General features: G+C 34.6%; 20 protein-coding genes and 1 tRNA gene. 14 read left to right on the top strand and 7 right to left on the bottom strand.

The genetic code is table 11. The features are described 5' to 3' along the window. Positions 1–393 precede the first annotated feature (393 nt). Both AWW73_RS07110 and AWW73_RS07105 read left to right on the top strand, forming a co-directional pair. On the top strand, positions 394–987 hold the full coding sequence (locus AWW73_RS07110) for a LysE family translocator (protein ID WP_031947824.1): 594 nt from the start codon (positions 394–396) through the stop codon (positions 985–987). A 48-nt stretch (positions 988–1,035) separates the two neighbouring features. Next, positions 1,036–1,254, top strand: a complete 219-nt coding sequence (locus tag AWW73_RS07105) for a hypothetical protein (RefSeq protein WP_062849226.1) — start codon at positions 1,036–1,038, stop codon at positions 1,252–1,254. 254 nt (positions 1,255–1,508) lie between these two features. Here AWW73_RS07105 and xseB read toward each other — a convergent pair whose 3' ends face one another. Beyond that, entirely contained in the window at positions 1,509–1,703 is a 195-nt protein-coding gene (gene xseB / locus AWW73_RS07100) for an exodeoxyribonuclease VII small subunit (protein ID WP_002119890.1), read from the bottom strand. Next, entirely contained in the window at positions 1,693–2,958 is a 1,266-nt protein-coding gene (gene xseA / locus AWW73_RS07095; RefSeq protein WP_062849225.1) for an exodeoxyribonuclease VII large subunit, read from the bottom strand. Before xseA ends, xseB begins: the two co-directional genes overlap by 11 nt. A gap of 256 nt (positions 2,959–3,214) precedes the next feature. On the opposite strand from xseA, the gene AWW73_RS07090 reads away from it, so the two are divergent. Further along, positions 3,215–3,291, top strand: a tRNA-Met gene (locus AWW73_RS07090). 175 nt (positions 3,292–3,466) lie between these two features. Beyond that, a complete protein-coding gene (locus AWW73_RS07085) occupies positions 3,467–3,700 on the top strand; it encodes a hypothetical protein (RefSeq protein WP_062849224.1) in 234 nt (77 codons plus the stop codon). A gap of 151 nt (positions 3,701–3,851) precedes the next feature. Here the strand turns inward: AWW73_RS07085 and AWW73_RS07080 are convergent, their stop codons facing one another. After that, positions 3,852–4,523 (bottom strand): XRE family transcriptional regulator, encoded by a 672-nt coding sequence (locus AWW73_RS07080; protein ID WP_057106560.1) that lies wholly within the window; start codon positions 4,521–4,523, stop codon positions 3,852–3,854. Between the two features lie 674 nt (positions 4,524–5,197). Between AWW73_RS07080 and AWW73_RS07075 the strand changes: the two genes are divergently transcribed. The 3 genes from AWW73_RS07075 to AWW73_RS07065 all read left to right on the top strand — a co-directional run bounded on the left by AWW73_RS07075 (position 5,198) and on the right by AWW73_RS07065 (position 6,624). After that, a complete protein-coding gene (locus tag AWW73_RS07075) occupies positions 5,198–5,452 on the top strand; it encodes a hypothetical protein (protein WP_016144732.1) in 255 nt (84 codons plus the stop codon). A 206-nt stretch (positions 5,453–5,658) separates the two neighbouring features. Beyond that, complete coding sequence (locus AWW73_RS07070) at positions 5,659–6,048, top strand: hypothetical protein (RefSeq protein WP_016144733.1); 390 nt, start codon at positions 5,659–5,661, stop codon at positions 6,046–6,048. 30 nt (positions 6,049–6,078) lie between these two features. Continuing rightward, positions 6,079–6,624, top strand: a complete 546-nt coding sequence (locus AWW73_RS07065; protein ID WP_062849223.1) for a glycoside hydrolase family 108 protein — start codon at positions 6,079–6,081, stop codon at positions 6,622–6,624. A 96-nt stretch (positions 6,625–6,720) separates the two neighbouring features. Here the strand turns inward: AWW73_RS07065 and AWW73_RS07060 are convergent, their stop codons facing one another. Continuing rightward, positions 6,721–7,338 (bottom strand): LysE family translocator, encoded by a 618-nt coding sequence (locus AWW73_RS07060; protein WP_016144735.1) that lies wholly within the window; start codon positions 7,336–7,338, stop codon positions 6,721–6,723. Positions 7,339–7,578: 240 nt separating this feature from the next. Between AWW73_RS07060 and AWW73_RS07055 the strand changes: the two genes are divergently transcribed. The 4 genes from AWW73_RS07055 to AWW73_RS07040 all read left to right on the top strand — a co-directional run bounded on the left by AWW73_RS07055 (position 7,579) and on the right by AWW73_RS07040 (position 10,552). Further along, on the top strand, positions 7,579–8,511 hold the full coding sequence (locus AWW73_RS07055; RefSeq protein WP_031947829.1) for an LpxL/LpxP family acyltransferase: 933 nt from the start codon (positions 7,579–7,581) through the stop codon (positions 8,509–8,511). A 239-nt stretch (positions 8,512–8,750) separates the two neighbouring features. Further along, positions 8,751–8,966: a cold-shock protein gene (locus tag AWW73_RS07050; protein WP_016144737.1), complete on the top strand. Its 216-nt coding sequence runs from the start codon at positions 8,751–8,753 to the stop codon at positions 8,964–8,966. A gap of 220 nt (positions 8,967–9,186) precedes the next feature. Then, positions 9,187–9,411, top strand: a complete 225-nt coding sequence (locus tag AWW73_RS07045) for a hypothetical protein (RefSeq protein ID WP_031947830.1) — start codon at positions 9,187–9,189, stop codon at positions 9,409–9,411. 331 nt (positions 9,412–9,742) lie between these two features. Further along, a complete protein-coding gene (locus AWW73_RS07040; RefSeq protein WP_062849222.1) occupies positions 9,743–10,552 on the top strand; it encodes a pyrroline-5-carboxylate reductase family protein in 810 nt (269 codons plus the stop codon). A gap of 15 nt (positions 10,553–10,567) precedes the next feature. On the opposite strand, the gene AWW73_RS18475 is transcribed toward AWW73_RS07040, so the two are convergent. Continuing rightward, the gene (locus tag AWW73_RS18475) at positions 10,568–10,684 is read right to left on the bottom strand and encodes a hypothetical protein (RefSeq protein WP_004793556.1); all 117 of its coding nucleotides are present in this window, start codon (positions 10,682–10,684) and stop codon (positions 10,568–10,570) included. Between the two features lie 178 nt (positions 10,685–10,862). Further along, the gene (locus tag AWW73_RS07035; protein ID WP_031944142.1) at positions 10,863–11,348 is read right to left on the bottom strand and encodes an Lrp/AsnC family transcriptional regulator; all 486 of its coding nucleotides are present in this window, start codon (positions 11,346–11,348) and stop codon (positions 10,863–10,865) included. Positions 11,349–11,711: 363 nt separating this feature from the next. Here AWW73_RS07035 and AWW73_RS07030 point away from each other — a divergent pair, with 363 nt between their 5' ends. The 3 genes from AWW73_RS07030 (at position 11,712) to AWW73_RS07020 (ending at position 14,522) form a co-directional block, all read left to right on the top strand. After that, on the top strand, positions 11,712–12,479 hold the full coding sequence (locus AWW73_RS07030) for a class I SAM-dependent methyltransferase (protein ID WP_062849221.1): 768 nt from the start codon (positions 11,712–11,714) through the stop codon (positions 12,477–12,479). Positions 12,480–12,754: 275 nt separating this feature from the next. Next, positions 12,755–13,093, top strand: coding sequence for a hypothetical protein (locus AWW73_RS07025; RefSeq protein ID WP_062849220.1), 339 nt, complete (start codon positions 12,755–12,757; stop codon positions 13,091–13,093). Positions 13,094–13,961: 868 nt separating this feature from the next. Then, positions 13,962–14,522: a TetR/AcrR family transcriptional regulator gene (locus AWW73_RS07020; protein WP_062849219.1), complete on the top strand. Its 561-nt coding sequence runs from the start codon at positions 13,962–13,964 to the stop codon at positions 14,520–14,522. 65 nt (positions 14,523–14,587) lie between these two features. Here the strand turns inward: AWW73_RS07020 and AWW73_RS07015 are convergent, their stop codons facing one another. Continuing rightward, positions 14,588–15,523 (bottom strand): metal-dependent hydrolase, encoded by a 936-nt coding sequence (locus AWW73_RS07015; protein ID WP_057104705.1) that lies wholly within the window; start codon positions 15,521–15,523, stop codon positions 14,588–14,590. Positions 15,524–15,595: the final 72 nt, after the last annotated feature.

Here is a 15,595-nt window from a genome sequence, read left to right as displayed (position 1 = left end):
AATTGATGGGAGCAGGACATCATATTCAGTAAAAATCACGATTTCTAGTTGTTTATATATTGATCAATTTTCAAATTTCAAGTAAGAAAATCGATTAATAAGTAAACTAAATAAGTGCGAAATATTAAAAATAACAGCTTATTTTTTTGAGAAAAAAAGCTTGATTTAGTTGTTTCAGGAGGAGAAAAATAGCGATTATTCTATATTTCTGTGATGGATTTTGCATATTTAAAATTATTGAAATAGTAAGTGAATTTGTAGTCAGGTAGAGTTAATTATTTGTTTTAGAATTAAAAAAATAAAATTCAATATTTCTTGTTACAACCATTATGTCGACAATAGATATTCCTTTTTGACATATTTCGCCTAGCATAACTAAAGAGTTCGTTGCCTATGGTGTCATTTATGTTTATTGGACTTGTTGTCACCATTTTGTTGACTCCAGGCCCAACAAATACATTGTTAGCCTCGGCTGGAATACAAGCAGGGGTGAAGCAGTCTCTTAAACTTATTCCTGCTGAAGTGATGGGCTATCTCATTGCAATTACTTCATGGGGTATTTTGCTTGAGTCAGTTTCACATTTTATCCCTTGGCTTCCTGCCTTATTAAAGTTAATAAGTGCAACTTTTATTCTCTACCTTGCATTTAAACTTTGGATAACATCAACACATGACATTAAATTAGACAACCCCTTGATTACGCCTAGGGCTTTATTTGTTGCAACACTTTTAAATCCTAAAGCTTTACTCTTTGCTTCTGCTATTTTTCCACATGCAGCATGGGAAGTGCTTCACGTATATTTTGTTCATATTGCTATTTTTTTATCATTAATTACACCCATTGCATTTTTATGGATTGCTTTTGGAACCGTATTAATTTCAAATAAAGTAACTTGGTTAAACCAACGTAATTTACAACGTACGGCTGCATTTATTTTAACTTTTTTTGCTATGCCAATCGCCTATTCTGCGATTAGCTCATTTTAAACTTAACCCATTATTTATATTAAAAAATTTATTTTTCAGGAGATTTTTATGACAAGATTAAAAGTAATTATCAAGGATCAGTTTGATAAAGAATCAATTGCTTTGGCAAAAGTTAGATCCATGAATGATCACGCACTTGAACTTCATAAGAGCGTTGAACATATTGAAATTAATGATGATATTATTTTACCGAATATGGATTTGCTCTATGAAAACCCTAAAGACGGCAAAATCTATCAGTTAATTGGTCCATTCAGTGAGGAATAACTCTTAAATTAAATTTAACAATAACCATGAGCAGAGTTTGTATTTGGTATGATCTCATTAGAAGTTGTTCTAACTAAGATGTGGTGAAAATTAAGCCAAACTAACGTATAGACACAATTAAAATATTGAACATCTAAAATGGTTATGGGACTATGCCTTTGTGAAAATGTGACCTAATCCACATTTTTGCATTTCAGGATTAAGTGGATTTCACTAAGCCCATTCCTTCAATGAGAAGTAGGAGTGGGCTTTTTTTATTCTTTAAATGTCTCATCTAAAGCTTGTTGAACCGCTTCAATGCGTGACTTACACGCTTTATAAGCTGTAATCGACTCTTCAACAATTTTCATTAAATTATCGATATCTGGGCTTTCTTGAGATTCAAGTAATTCGGCATTTTTCTTCAAAATGTCATGACCATCTTTAAACGTTAACTCTTCATTCTTCATTTGGAATCACCTGTGTAATGTTGGCTTCAACTACACCATCTTGCATCTCAATGGCAATGGCGGGGCTTGAAATTTGATGTATAGAGCGAATCGCTTTTCCTTCTGATCTAACAATTGCGTAGCCCTTGGCTTGAACCTGTTTCGGGTTTTGCAAAAGGATTTCTTTCATTAAAGATTCAATTTGGGCTAATGAAAATTTAACTTGTTGTTGTGAGCTAAACTGAATACGTTCCTTCATCTGGTCAAGCAGACGATGTGCCGAGTTAAGTTGGCCTTGTGCCGAGGCTTTAATGTGATGAAGCAGTTGATCATTCTTGCTTTGATAAATCGTAATTTGATGCTGAGAAAGCAGTTTAATCGTTTGTAGGCTATCTACAGCTTCTTGTACGCGTTCAACAATATGGTTGCGAATACCAGCAATCACTTTACTAGGCGTATCAAATGAGCGATGGGCAATTTCATCAAGAATTGTACGGTCTTTTTCATGCCCAATGCCCACCCAAACGGGGACACTGCGTTTGCAAAGTAGGGCCGCAAGTTCATAATCATTTAAATAAGCTAGGTCATTTACAGCACCACCACCGCGAATAATCACAATCAAATCAGGCGGAAAGTTAAACGTGCTGGCCCATTGTCTTAAACCTGAACCTAAAGACTCAATCAAGCTAGTTGCAGCCGTATTTCCTTGAAATGTCGCGGTGTGATATACAAAATGGCAAACCCCATTTCGTTCAAGAGCATCTGCATCTTTTTTAAAGTCACCTAAACCCGCAGCATTTTGAGGGGCAATGACTAAAACATTTTGAATATCAAAAGGAGTGGGAAGAAGTTTATTTTTATGGATTAAACCTTCTTGAGTAAGTCGTTCAATAATTTGCTGATAACGTTTAGCAATTTCGCCCAATGTAAAGCTTGAGTCGATCTCTTCAATATTGACTGAAAATCCATATTGAGGATCAAAACGTGCTCTAATTTTGATGAGCACATTTAAGTCACTTGAGATTTCGATACCAGTTTCACGTTCAAACTTTAGAACAATTTTACTTGCTGAAAATTTCCAGATCGTGGCTTTACAGCTGGCAATGACTTTATCCGTCTCTGCATCTTTTTCTGCGAGTTCGAGATAATAATGGCCACCTTTAACATTTAAATTTCGGATTTCTGCTTTTACCCAAACCGGCTCATCAAAAGCCACACGTATGACTTCCTGAACTGTGCCGAGATATTCACTAAGGGAAAACTGAGGTTCAGACATACGAGCTAAAAATTAAAGGGCCAAATTAGATAGTATAAAAGCCACCCAACCAAGGCAATTGTTGTTTATGAATATCAGGTTCTGTTTAAAATAAATACAACAATTTAAACAATTAAAAGCTGGAAATTGAGATAACTGTATAGACCGAATGGTTAAAAAGAAAAATTAATAAAAAGAGAATTCTTAATAATTACAACCGATTAAAAAATAAAGTTTGCTTTATAAAATATATGAGCGTATAAAGCTTACTTCCAATTGCGGGGTGGAGCAGTCTGGTAGCTCGTCGGGCTCATAACCCGAAGGTCGTTGGTTCAAATCCGACTCCCGCATCCAAAAATATTATGCTCTGTGATGTACCACTTTTCATAATACGAAAATTATGAAAAGCAATTAGCTTATAAATAACCCTATATAAAGCTAAATATTAAATTCTAGACGAAATGTCCATACCCTAAATCTAGCGTTCTAATTACATACCGTAAAATCACATGAGCTCAGTGATGAGTGAATGATTGTGAATATAGTAAATGAGTGGCAGATTGCCACAGCCGTAAATGGCAATGAAATTAATGTGAGGATTGTTCCTCATGTGCGTAAGCAAAACTCTCTCGATGGATATCGTTGGGTCGAAGTTGGTAAAAAAATTCAACTTCAGTCTGGTGAAGAAATTGAGTTAAACCAAGATGGTAAAAGCTTCTATACCGGATTTAATCAACTTTATCGTTTAAATACATATTGTTGATAAGACCATGGTCATAAAGCAAGAAAACCTATCTCTTTTAAAGGAGATAGGTTTTTTTATGTCTATAGGGTATGAAAATAATTAAAGTTATAAAAAAATGAAAGCAAATAAAAATATTACATTATTATTTTAGCTATATTTAATAACTAAATTAACCTGCTCGCCAGAACTGGCGACCCATAACCTTAAAGTTTTTCCCGTTCTCTTCAGTTACCCGTCGATCTCTAAATTTTTCATTTAAGCTATGCAAAATTAAAGAACCATCTGCTTCTTTAAAAATTTGCTTAATCATTCCTTCGCCAGCAAAGTAAACCGCATAAATCTCCCCATCAATGACTTCAGTCTGAGAGATATCAATACCCACCAAATCTCCATCTTTAATGTAGTCGGTCATGCTATCGCCCTTAGCTTTAATAATACGCATACATTCTTGAGCAACACGTTTTTCTTTAAAGAATGAGGCAGGAAAAGGAATTTTTCCATTAATAGCATCAAAGTGAAATTCAATAGATTCGCCAGTCCCGCAAGAAAAGTTAGCTTCTACTACTTCAATCCAGACATATTGCTCAGTAGATTCTGCACTCACCACAGTAGGGCTAAATACATCGCTTTCACTAAAAGAATCTTCAGTATTCCCAGTTGTTAACCAATAACCATCCACACCTAAAAACTGGGCGATTAGAGGGAGAAACGCAGATTTCAAATTTTTCCCAGACTCTAAAGCCTGATAAGCAGGCTGAGACATCTTTACGGCCTCTGCTACTTCAGCCTGAGTTTTTTTGGCTTTAAGTCTAGAGTCTTTTAAACGGTCTTTCAGAGCCATAATGATTACACCAGTAAACTTATAACAAATATATAACTAAAGTTATATCGAGTAAAACAACTATAGTTATTGACTAATAATAACTATAGTTATAATATCAGTTATATCTTCAAATGAATAGATAAAGTTTAAATCGTATCTAAATCAAGATTTATCGCTTTATCAATGAGTTGAGATAAAAGCTAAATTTATTTTGTTTCTATAGGTAGCAAAATAAAAGGGAGATAGCTCAAATAATATTTGCAAACTGGCTATCAAAACAAAAATTGGAATAAAAAAAAGCCCGATTCCGTGGATCAGGCTTAATGTTCGTCGATAAAGGGTATCAAGAACATGAAGAATCTAACAAAGATTGCGAGCTCTAACAAAAGTTTCCGATATACGGCAAAGCCTTATATGAACTTTTTGGTCAAAAAATTAAAGTATAAAGAATGCTTAATTCTAAAAACTTTAATACTTTTTTACATTTTTAGAAAAGGAAAGATTTGATTATAAATTAGTAGCTTAATTGCATGCGGTTTGGATCTTTATCATTGTTGTACCAGATGAAACGTTTCGAACACACATTTGTAGCAATAGCTTAGCTATATTGCTCAAAGAATGTATCAAAACTTTAAGAATAACAAACGATAAAGATGCCTTACTAATCGAGTGAGTCGAGTTGGAGATAGTGAATGACTACAGCAATGCAGAACAGAGCTAAACAACTTAAAAATGCAAAACGTGGAGGGTATGTCCCAACAATTGCAAAAGACGTAAACAAATATAAGGTACAAAAAATAAAAAGAGCACTCGAGGAGGCAAAGCAGATTGTAAATGAGCTTGAAGATGAAGCATTCGAATTCGATGATCAAGTCTCTATGCAAAAAGCGATCGGTGCAATCACAGTGATTGAGTTGATTGAACAAGCCTTAAACGGTGCACACTAACAGGCTTTAGCATACAAACATTCTTTCTTGGACCCCTGAAATATGGGGTCAAGGATAAGTTCGTCTTGCGATTTAGCGCGGTTTAAGAGCGTTAGTGTTTTTTATTGACTGTAATAAAGAAAACTAAGGGTGTTTAAAACCTGAAAACAACAAGCTGATTATTGCGCTGAGTTTTCAAGTTACACCCTTTAAAGCAGGACAATGTCATGGAAACAATTTCAACCAGTGGGTTAGCCACATTTTTAAATTTTTATAGTATTGCAATTATGGTGGCTTTGGCAGTCAGCTTAGTTGTGGCAGTTGTATTAATGATGCGTTTTCCTCGTTCTCCACAAGAATGGATTGTTGCTCTCATCTGTACCGTAGTTTCAAGCCTGACAGGAGGTTCCTTTATTATTATGAAATGGAACCTACATGAATGGGTATCCAATATTTGGGGAATGATTACCCTATCTGGATTCTTCTTCATTTGTGGTTTGCCGGGCTGGGCTATTGTGAGATGGGTATTTAATTTCATCAATAAACAAGAAGGTAAAACGATTGTAGAGGTCATCAAAGACTTAAAAAAAGCAAAAGATGATCTTCAAAATAGCTAAAGACAGCTTTAAACATATAGGTAAAATAAAATGAATATCGATCAATACTTAGAATCAATGATCCGCCGAGAAGGCGGATATGTTAACCATCCATCAGATCATGGTCATGCGACTAAATTTGGTATTACAGAAGCAGTTGCTCGATCAAACGGATATCAAGGTGATATGCAAGATTTACCATTAGCCGTGGCTAAATCTATTTATAAGCAACAATATTGGTTTGAGCCTCAGTTTGACCAGATTAATGAGATTAGCCCAGCTATTGCAGAAGAGTTATTCGATACCGCTGTAAATTGTGGGGTGAGTTTTGCGAAGCCTTTATTACAACGTGCTTTAAACCTGTTAAATAAGCAGAGTAAGGAAGGCTGGCCAAATCTTGCTGTAGATGGCCAATACGGGCCTCTTAGTTTGCAAGCACTTAGCTCCTATTTAAACCGACGTCATAAAGAGGGAGAAAAAGTGTTAGTGCGTATCTTAAATATTATGCAAGGGCAGCGTTATATCGAAATTACAGAGAACAATCCTAACTACGAAGAGTTCTTTTACGGTTGGATATTAAACAGAGTGACACTCTAAAAATGTATTAGATGAAAACATGTTTAAAGATCAAAAGAATTAAAAAGCCTAACCATGAGTTAAGGCTTTTTAATGAATTATAAGGCGAGTAATGATTTATTGGGTGATGAGTAAAACTGCAAGAAGAAAGAAAATAGCACCACTAATTTTATTGAGGATGGAAAAATTATTCCCAGCTAACATCTTCTCTTTAAAAATCGAAGAGAAATTTGCATAAACTAAATGAATTAAAAATCCAATAAAACAGAAGGTTAAAGAAAGAATTAAAAATTGATTTAAAATTTCTTTCTTTATGTCAATAAATTGAGGGAAGAGCGCAATAAAAAATACAATTGTTTTAGGATTCAGTAATGATGCAAATAGGCCTTGATAAAACAGTTTAGATTTACTTACAGCTTGATTGTTTTGTTGATTGCTTATTAACTCTTGTGTTGGAAGCTTTTTGGTGAAGTTTTTATACCCTAAATACATTAAATAAAATGCACCAATAAACTTTAAAACGGTAAAAATAGTAGGATTACTGGTAATAATAAGTCCCACACCACTAGCGGAAATTACCGCAATCACAAACATACCAATAATTAAACCACTTATTCCAAATAAAGCAGTTTTAACACCATAGTTAATTGAATTTGTGACAGTAAATAAAACTCCCGGTCCTGGGCTTAGTAGGGTAAGAAATGCAATTGTTATAAATACTAAAAGACCGCTCACGCTGATATATCCTATTTATCAATTGAAGCAAGATTGTGTGGTTACTTTAAATGAGAAAATAATCGATGTATACAGAAGGTTATGTATATTTAAGTCTTAAATAGATTAAATATTTAAAATATCGATTTATATAAAATAAATAGGGCAGATAAAACTATAAAAGTGAAAGCAACATAAACACACAACGTTAAAAATTGAGCATGTTAGTATGCTAAGTCTATATCTCAAGAAATCTACAGTATGACGAAAAATGAACGGCAGTTTAAATCTGGCGAGTTTCAATTTTCCTTTTTATCGTTTAAATATTGGGGTATATGGTTTCTAGCTTTTATTCTGATGTTATTTGCGATGTTACCTTGGGCTATTCAATGGCGCCTCGCCGATGTCCTTTCAAAAATAGCTTGGAAATTTTTAGGTTCAAGACGCAAAACGACGCTACGAAATCTGGAAGCTTGCTTTCCCGAAAAAACACCTTTGCAAATTGAGGCAAAAGCTAAACAGGTTTTTGTTGATACTTTAACGGGTGTATTTGAAGCTCTAAATGCTTGGTATTGCCCAAATTGGTTTAAAAGCCGTGTTCACATAGATGGTTTAGAAAATTTAACTAATAATCAGGAAAATGGCGTACTTTTATTAGGTACCCATAGTACGCTTTTAGATGCAGGTGGAGCGGCGTGTACTTTATTCTTTAATATGGACGTGGTTTACCGACCTCAAAATAATCCGTTTTTAGATTTTCTGATTCATCGTAGTCGTGCGAGAGTGTATAAAAACCAGATTGCTCGAGACAACATGCGTGGACTCATACAAAACCTAAAACACGGCCATGCAATATGGTATAGCCCAGATCAGGACTTTGGCTTAAAACAGGGTGTCATGGCATCATTTTTCGGTATTCAAGCCGCTACTGTTACAGCACACCGCAGACTAATGGATATCTCTAAGGCAGCAGCTGTCCCTTTATATTTTTACCGTAGTGGTGATATCCGTAATCCTCAATACCACGTTTTGGTAGAGCCTAAACTCGAAAATTTTCCGAGTGGTTGTGAAGTCAGTGATGCTGAAAGGGTAAACAAGATTATTGAGAATCAAATTCGTATTGCTCCTACACAATACATGTGGTTTCACCGACGCTTTAAGACACGTCCTGCTGGTGAACAGAAGTTTTATTAAGGATAAAGAAGTATAGATTTTTGTTGCTTTAATTATGTTGAATATCGATTGCAAATGATTTTGAAGCGTGTATTATCGAGCATAACTAACAAAATATTCTTGTCATCATAAATTTCTCTTTTCGTAGTTTTATTTATAATCCTTCGGTTTTCAGTCATTTAAGTTTTCACGTCTATTTTTTAGTTAAATTGGTTTCCCCAATAATAAGTTATAATATTTTAAAGATTCAGGATTAAAACATGTCTAATTCTACTGGTACAGTAAAGTGGTTCAATGAAACTAAAGGTTTTGGTTTTATTGCAACTGATGAAGGTAAAGATATTTTTGCTCATTTTACCGATATTCAAACACAAGGTTTTAAAGTTCTTATCGAAGGCCAACGTGTTGAGTTCACTGTAGTACAAGGCAAAAAAGGCCCACAGGCTTCAAATATTGTAATTCTTCAAAATTCATAAAAATAGAGCGTCTAATTGATTTAAATATATTATTTAAATAAAATATGTTTAAGTCTAAAGCGTTTTAGTAGAGTTTAAAAAAGCCCACTTCACTTTTTGTGGGCTTTTTATAAGTTTTAATCAAACTTAGATTTAAAATAAAAAAATTATAAAAATACTCTCTTAAAAGTGCTTCTAAATTTTATGTTAAAATATAATTTACTAGGTGTATGGTATTAAAATGGATATTTGTATTGGCGGTATTTTTGACGGTCAAAAAATAGAAAATCATAATGATTTTTTTAAGATTGAAGAGCATTACTCAGACAATAGTTCCCGTTACGTTAAGCAGCACTTTCACTTGTTTGGACAGATTTTTACTTTTTGGGTTTGCGAAGATATTGATTTACAACAAGCTATAAGAAAAGCAGAGAGAATTTTAGAAAATAAAAAAGAAAGTATTTGAATACCTTAACTATTAGGTTCAGCCTTGTTTATACGCTTAATTGAACTATTATTATGTTCTCTTAATCTTATATAAGAAGTTTTTACAATACTGTATCAATACTTACATACATTAAACAATTATTATGTGGTATTTACTATCGAAGCTACTACATTAGGCTTAAGCTAAAGTTGTTTTATTTATTGCGCAAATAAAACAAAACCCATTTTAATAATATATTTATTAAAATGGGTTCTTTATTCAGGCCATCATTATTAATTTAATATCCATAATTAAAGTATAGATAATATTTATTGTTATAAGCCTCTCTTAAGAAAGGAAAACATTTTAAATGTTAAGTGCAGTACAACCTAATATTTGTTTTATTGGCAGTAGTAATTTAGCTTTAGCTTTGATAGGAGGACTGGTTTTAAAAGGATTTAAAAAAGAAAAAATACACTTGATTGAAGAGAAGAAAATTAATGATACAAATGCCTTAAAGCAAAGGGAAAATGGATTAAAAAAAGCTGAAATTGTGGTTTTGCTACTAGAACCTAAACAGTTAAAAGAAACACTTGTACCGCTAAAAAAATGGTTGGCAAGTAAAATTATAGTTTCCATGATGGCTGGGGTTGATATTGCAAGCTTATCCAGTTTGACGGGGTCGAAAAAAATTGTTCGTGTGATTTCAAATCCACCTGTACTTACGCATACGGGTACGCATGTACTTATTGCTTCCGAGCAAATGGACCAACTCGATAAAGACGTAATTGAAACGCTGTACTCTGCAACGGGACAGACTTTTTGGGCACCATCGGAAACTCAAACCGATGCAATTATTGCGCTTTCTGGTTCGGGACCAGCTTACTTTTTCTATATTTTAGACAGTATGATAAAAACAGGGGTTTCTTTAGGGCTCGATAAACAATTTGCTCTAGATTTAGCACTCCAAGCGGCTAGTGGTGCAGTTGAAATGATTCGTAAAAGTAATGTTCCGCCAGCGGATTTGTGTGGAAAGGTGACATTGGCTAACGGAATTACCGAATCAGCACTCAGAATGTTTGAACTAGGAAATGTATCTGATGATATACGTTTAGCAATGAAGGCCGCATATCATCGTAGTAAAGAAATTACTTCAGAAATTATTTCTGAGGTTAGCTGACTCTTGTTTAGCAAACTAAGCCTTTAAAAAGTATTCCCAAATAATGAAACCTAAGCCAAACCCAATAAAAGAGTAGAGGGTAATAATAAAGAATACAAAACTGGCTTTATTTTTTTTCTTCAAAATGTTCATGGCGATGCCTCCAATTCAGATTAATTACATTTTGAAGAAGAGGAGGCTGTAATCATAGATACAGAATTTTTTAAAAAAAATATAACAGAACTTTAATCTGTTATATTTTCTTGGTTTTCCCTTAATAAAGATTTTAAAATCAATAAATTAAACACTTATATGTAAGTGTTTAACTCTTCTATTCAATTAGCATTAAATCGGCTGTATTGGCAGATTTGAGAGGGCGTAGGGCAAAGGTCGAACGGGTGTGGCGTATTCCTTTAATCGAGTAAAGTTTCTTCCTTAAAAATCTTTCGTAATGGTCAGCATCTTTGACTGCTACTTTAACCAGATAATCGTAGTCACCTGTAACAAGATGCGCCTCAACAACTTCAGGTATATCTGCTAATGCTTCACTGAAATTTTCTAGCATTTCGTCATCGTGGCGCTCTAAAGTAATTTCAATGAAAAAGACTTCGTGAATACCAATCGCTTTTTGGTTTACGTTTACTGTATAGCCTTCAATAATTTTTAAAGTTTCTAGACGTTTCAGTCGTGTCCAGCATGGAGAAGATGAGAGACCTACTTCTTCGGCCAATTGGGCAACGGTTAAACGGCCATTTCCACGTAATGCAGATAAAATTTTCCGATCTATACGATCTAGTGTGTATTCTGTTCTGTTCAAAATATAAACCAAAGAAGAATCTTCTGATAAATCTAAATATACTTTATTTTTATGCTGCGAACATTTAAAAATATTAAAAAATACAGGAAACATTTTGAGTCAAAGGTACATACACTATTTCTATGCATCAAACCTTTCTGGATAGAGGTTGAGATGGAGCAAAGAGCACTGTTTCAGTAAGGGTGACTAAACAGTGCTCTTTGCGGATTTGTTATAAATTATTAAAAGTATTTTCATGAACTGGTATAACGTATGAAAACAAATTAAATAATAACTTTTATTTATTAATTGAAGAAAAACTAATCATTATTTTTTATCTAACTTTTCCTTTATGTTAATTTCATTGCATATAGGAGCAAGGTTATGATCACCCAGCACGATATAAATCAAAAACAATACCAAAATAAATCTATCGATTATTTAAACAGCCAAGCTCACTCTCAAGGAATTGAATTTAATAAATTTATTAATGAAGTTCAGAAAATTGAAAAGGCTGTGGTTCTTGATTTAGGCTGTGGTGGTGGTCATGTCTCCTACAATGTTGCTCCACATGCTGACCTTGTTTTTGCATACGATTTATCTCATGAAATGTTAGATACCGTGTCTAAGGCTGCCAGTCAACGCAAACTAAAAAACATCTTTGTGCAGCAGGGCATTGCTGAAGATATGCCTTTTAGCGATCAGCAGTTTGATGTGGTTATTAGCCGATATTCAGCGCATCACTGGCAGCATGTTCCGACTGCCATGAAGGAAGTAAACCGCGTACTTAAGCCAGATGGCATTGTCATTTTCGTAGACATTATTAGCTCTAGCTCGCCCATATTAGATACGTTTTTACAGACTATCGAAACTATTCGAGATCCAAGTCATGTACGAAACTATAGTGTGAAAGAGTGGGTCTATTTCATTGAAGATGCGGGCTTTGACTTGGTAGGCTTAGATAAACAAACGCTTGCGTTAGACTTTGATAGTTGGGTTCAGCGTATGAAAACCCCTGAAGATCAAATCAAAACTTTACGCTATTTACAGGAAGGTTCATCTGACCTTGTGAAGAAATATTTCAAAATTCAAAATGACGGTAGCTTTGAAAGCCATGTGGGTTATTTTGTCTTTAAGAAATTAGGGTTTTAAAGCGCTGAAATGAGTAAGGGTTTTAGTAGATTAGAAATGAATTAAATATCACTCGAACCCTTTTCTTGAATTATATTAAAGATCGCTATAAAACAAATTTAATATCATTTATTTGATAAAAATTAATCACCCAATTTTATTAAGGTGATTAAGTATTCAAAAGAGAAGAGGGTTATGCCATTTTCTTTATTATTAATAGACACTTATAAATAATTATTATTTAATACGCCCGCAATATTATCACTAATACTTTTAATAACTTTTTCGGGGAAATAATGCGTAATCTTTTAGTAACAATTTTCAATTTATTCGTAGCAACATCAATTTATGCTGCTCAAGAGTCTAGAAATCTTCTAGAGCAAACACAGTGTGAGAAAGCAGTAGAGCTACATGGTTTTTTAAGCCGTGCTCAACTTGATTGTAATTATCACTATTATTCGGAAGAGTTAAAGGAGGCTGCTGCAAAATGCACTAAACATGATCTCGGCGAAAAATACGGCAGAGAAGTCATGAAATTTGGTATGAAAGAATTTGAAGTACGTAAGAAGGAAGATACAAAAGGCCACTTTTGTCATAAGGTTTTAAAAGAGTTTCCAAAATATATTAAACAATAAAAAATAAGGTTTTAAAAACCGATTCTAGCAAGCCGATAAGATGGATTTAATTATCCATTTTATCGGTGTATTACTTCATATAATTCGCCAATTAAACTAGATAATAAACTTTAAGAATTCACCTAATATTACATTGACACTTAAAATTTCTCTTATTATTCTCTGCGGTGGAACGGGAGGGGGACATCTTCGGATGTGCTGATTTTTGGGTAAATCAGTCTGCTAACCCTCTTTTGTTCTATTATTATTTTTACTAAATAATGAATTTCTAATATAGTAATAAAATATTCTAATCCAATGAAAAATAATATTTATTCAATTATTTTCTATCCAATATCACATTGACACTCTAAACCCCTCCGATTATCCTTTGCCTGCTGGCCACATTGCCAGCCGACTTTGACAGGTCGGATAGCCAACGCACACGAAAAAGTTTTTCTTTTTTGTGGGCATCCCTGCGTGCCCCCTCTGCGGTGGAACGGGAGGGGGACACCTTCGGGTGTGCTGATCTTTTGGCTATCAGTCTGTCAACCTTCTCTCGTTTCACCACCATTATTTGACAGTAATGTAGTGAAGCTTCTTTATAGCCAAAGGAGTCCGCTCATGCGTACTATTTCTTCTTTATTGGCCTTTGCCAAAGTCTCTCTATTCATACCGCTTGAACAGTCTTTAAAACGGTTTAATCGACTCTAGGTTTTCTACGCCTTAAGAATCGTTACAACTAAATCATAGCAACTATAAAACTTGAGATAGGTGAGCACGCCATTTTGTGCGGCTTTTGCATGCCTGTTTTTAGCACTCATTTTAAGAGTGACGGCATTTCTATCTCTTTTATATACAACAAAAAATTATTTTAAGCGGTATATCTATGCCAAATTTACAATCTTCCTTTACAGCATTGAAAGTGCTTCACACAGCAAAAGACTTATTTAATCAGTATGGCTTTCATAAGGTCGGTGTCGATCGAATTATTAGTGAAGCCAAAGTTTCCAAAGCCACTTTTTATAATGTCTTTCACTCCAAAGAACGGCTGATCGAGAGGTGTATCACTTTCCAAAAAGACACGCTAAAAGACAAAGTGCTTTCAATTCTCTATTCCTATAATGAACTGATGGTGCTCGATAAGCTTAAGCAAATTTACTTTTTACATGCGAGTTTAGAAGGGCCATATCATTTACCATTTAAGGCAATGTTTGAAATTAAAAGGGTCTATCCCAAGGCCTATGGCGTTACAATCGAGTACCGAACTTGGCTCATCAATGAAATTTATAAACTGCTTTTAACCGTCAAAACTACGGCTTCGATTGAAGACGCTTACATGTTTTTATGTATGATTGACGGGGCGATGTTTCGGCTTTTTGAAAAAAATAACATCGATGAAAGTGCGCTTGTTCGATTATTTCTTTTTAATCTGTGTCGGTCTAAGTAGCCCATAAACGAAAAAAGCCTCTAAAAAGAGGCTTTTCTTAGCATTAAAATAAGCGTCTAGCTTCATTACACAGGTTTTGCAGTTTGTGCCATTCCTTCAAAATATTGAACCGCAGGTGATCGAGCCATATAAGCTAAAGCTTGCTCGGTGTCTCCCTCATGAAGCGGGTTAAATTTTGGAGAAACCCATCTTAACGTCGCTTTCCATAAATATTTAATGGTCGGTAAGTTGTCTGAGCGAGTCGCAGTTTTCTCAAATTCACGAATAATTTTGAAGTAGCCGCGGCGCATTAGTTTTTGAATATCTTCGTGCTCTAAATCCTGCTTACCTAGACTACGGGCAAAGTCAGCAAGGAAGTAAATAAACAGTGGAAAAACCGCCGCCATAATCACTTGGCGCGACACATAAAAACCAAATTTGTTTGTTAAGAGATGCTCAAATAAATCGTAAGCAACACAGCGATGTTCAACTTCTTCAGCCAAATGCCAGCGGAATAAATCTGCCATAGCAGGGTCGGCTTTGTCCCAAGACTTACTATCGAGTGTCCACTGACCAATGGTTCCGGTAAAGTGCTCGATTGCAGCAATCACGCCTACTCGGAAAAGTAACCAATATTCATCAAGCTTTTCGCCTTTTAAAAATGGTATGCCTAAAGGTTTGTCACCTAATAAAATGTTAAAAACAAAATGGGCACGGTTAAGTGTTTCTTGAATGTCGTAACCATTTTCGCGTAAGAAATCTTGTGCTTTTTCATGGGCACGTGCATGCGCAGCTTCTTGGCGGACAAATCCGATGACTTCTTGTTTTAATGTTTCATCGGTAATCAAGGGCAGGGTTTTATTAAAGACTCGGCAAAACCAAAATTCACCAGCCGGCAGGAGCATGTTGATGCCATTAGCGACATGTGAGCATAGCGGATCATTCGGCATCCAGCAGACGGATGACTCTGCAAAATCAAAATGTACTTTTCTGGCTTTAAGCTGATGATTCCCTGTGAGCATATCCGTCACCCTATTCATAATTGTTCATTTAATGCGAATGGGTCATTTTTAGCATTCAGTCAACTTAATCAC

It is taken from the genome of Acinetobacter lactucae, from assembly GCF_001605885.1.
Taxonomy (GTDB): domain Bacteria; phylum Pseudomonadota; class Gammaproteobacteria; order Pseudomonadales; family Moraxellaceae; genus Acinetobacter; species Acinetobacter lactucae.
The sequence above is the reverse complement of the archived record's forward strand: the minus strand, read 5'-3'. Positions and strand labels throughout refer to the sequence as shown.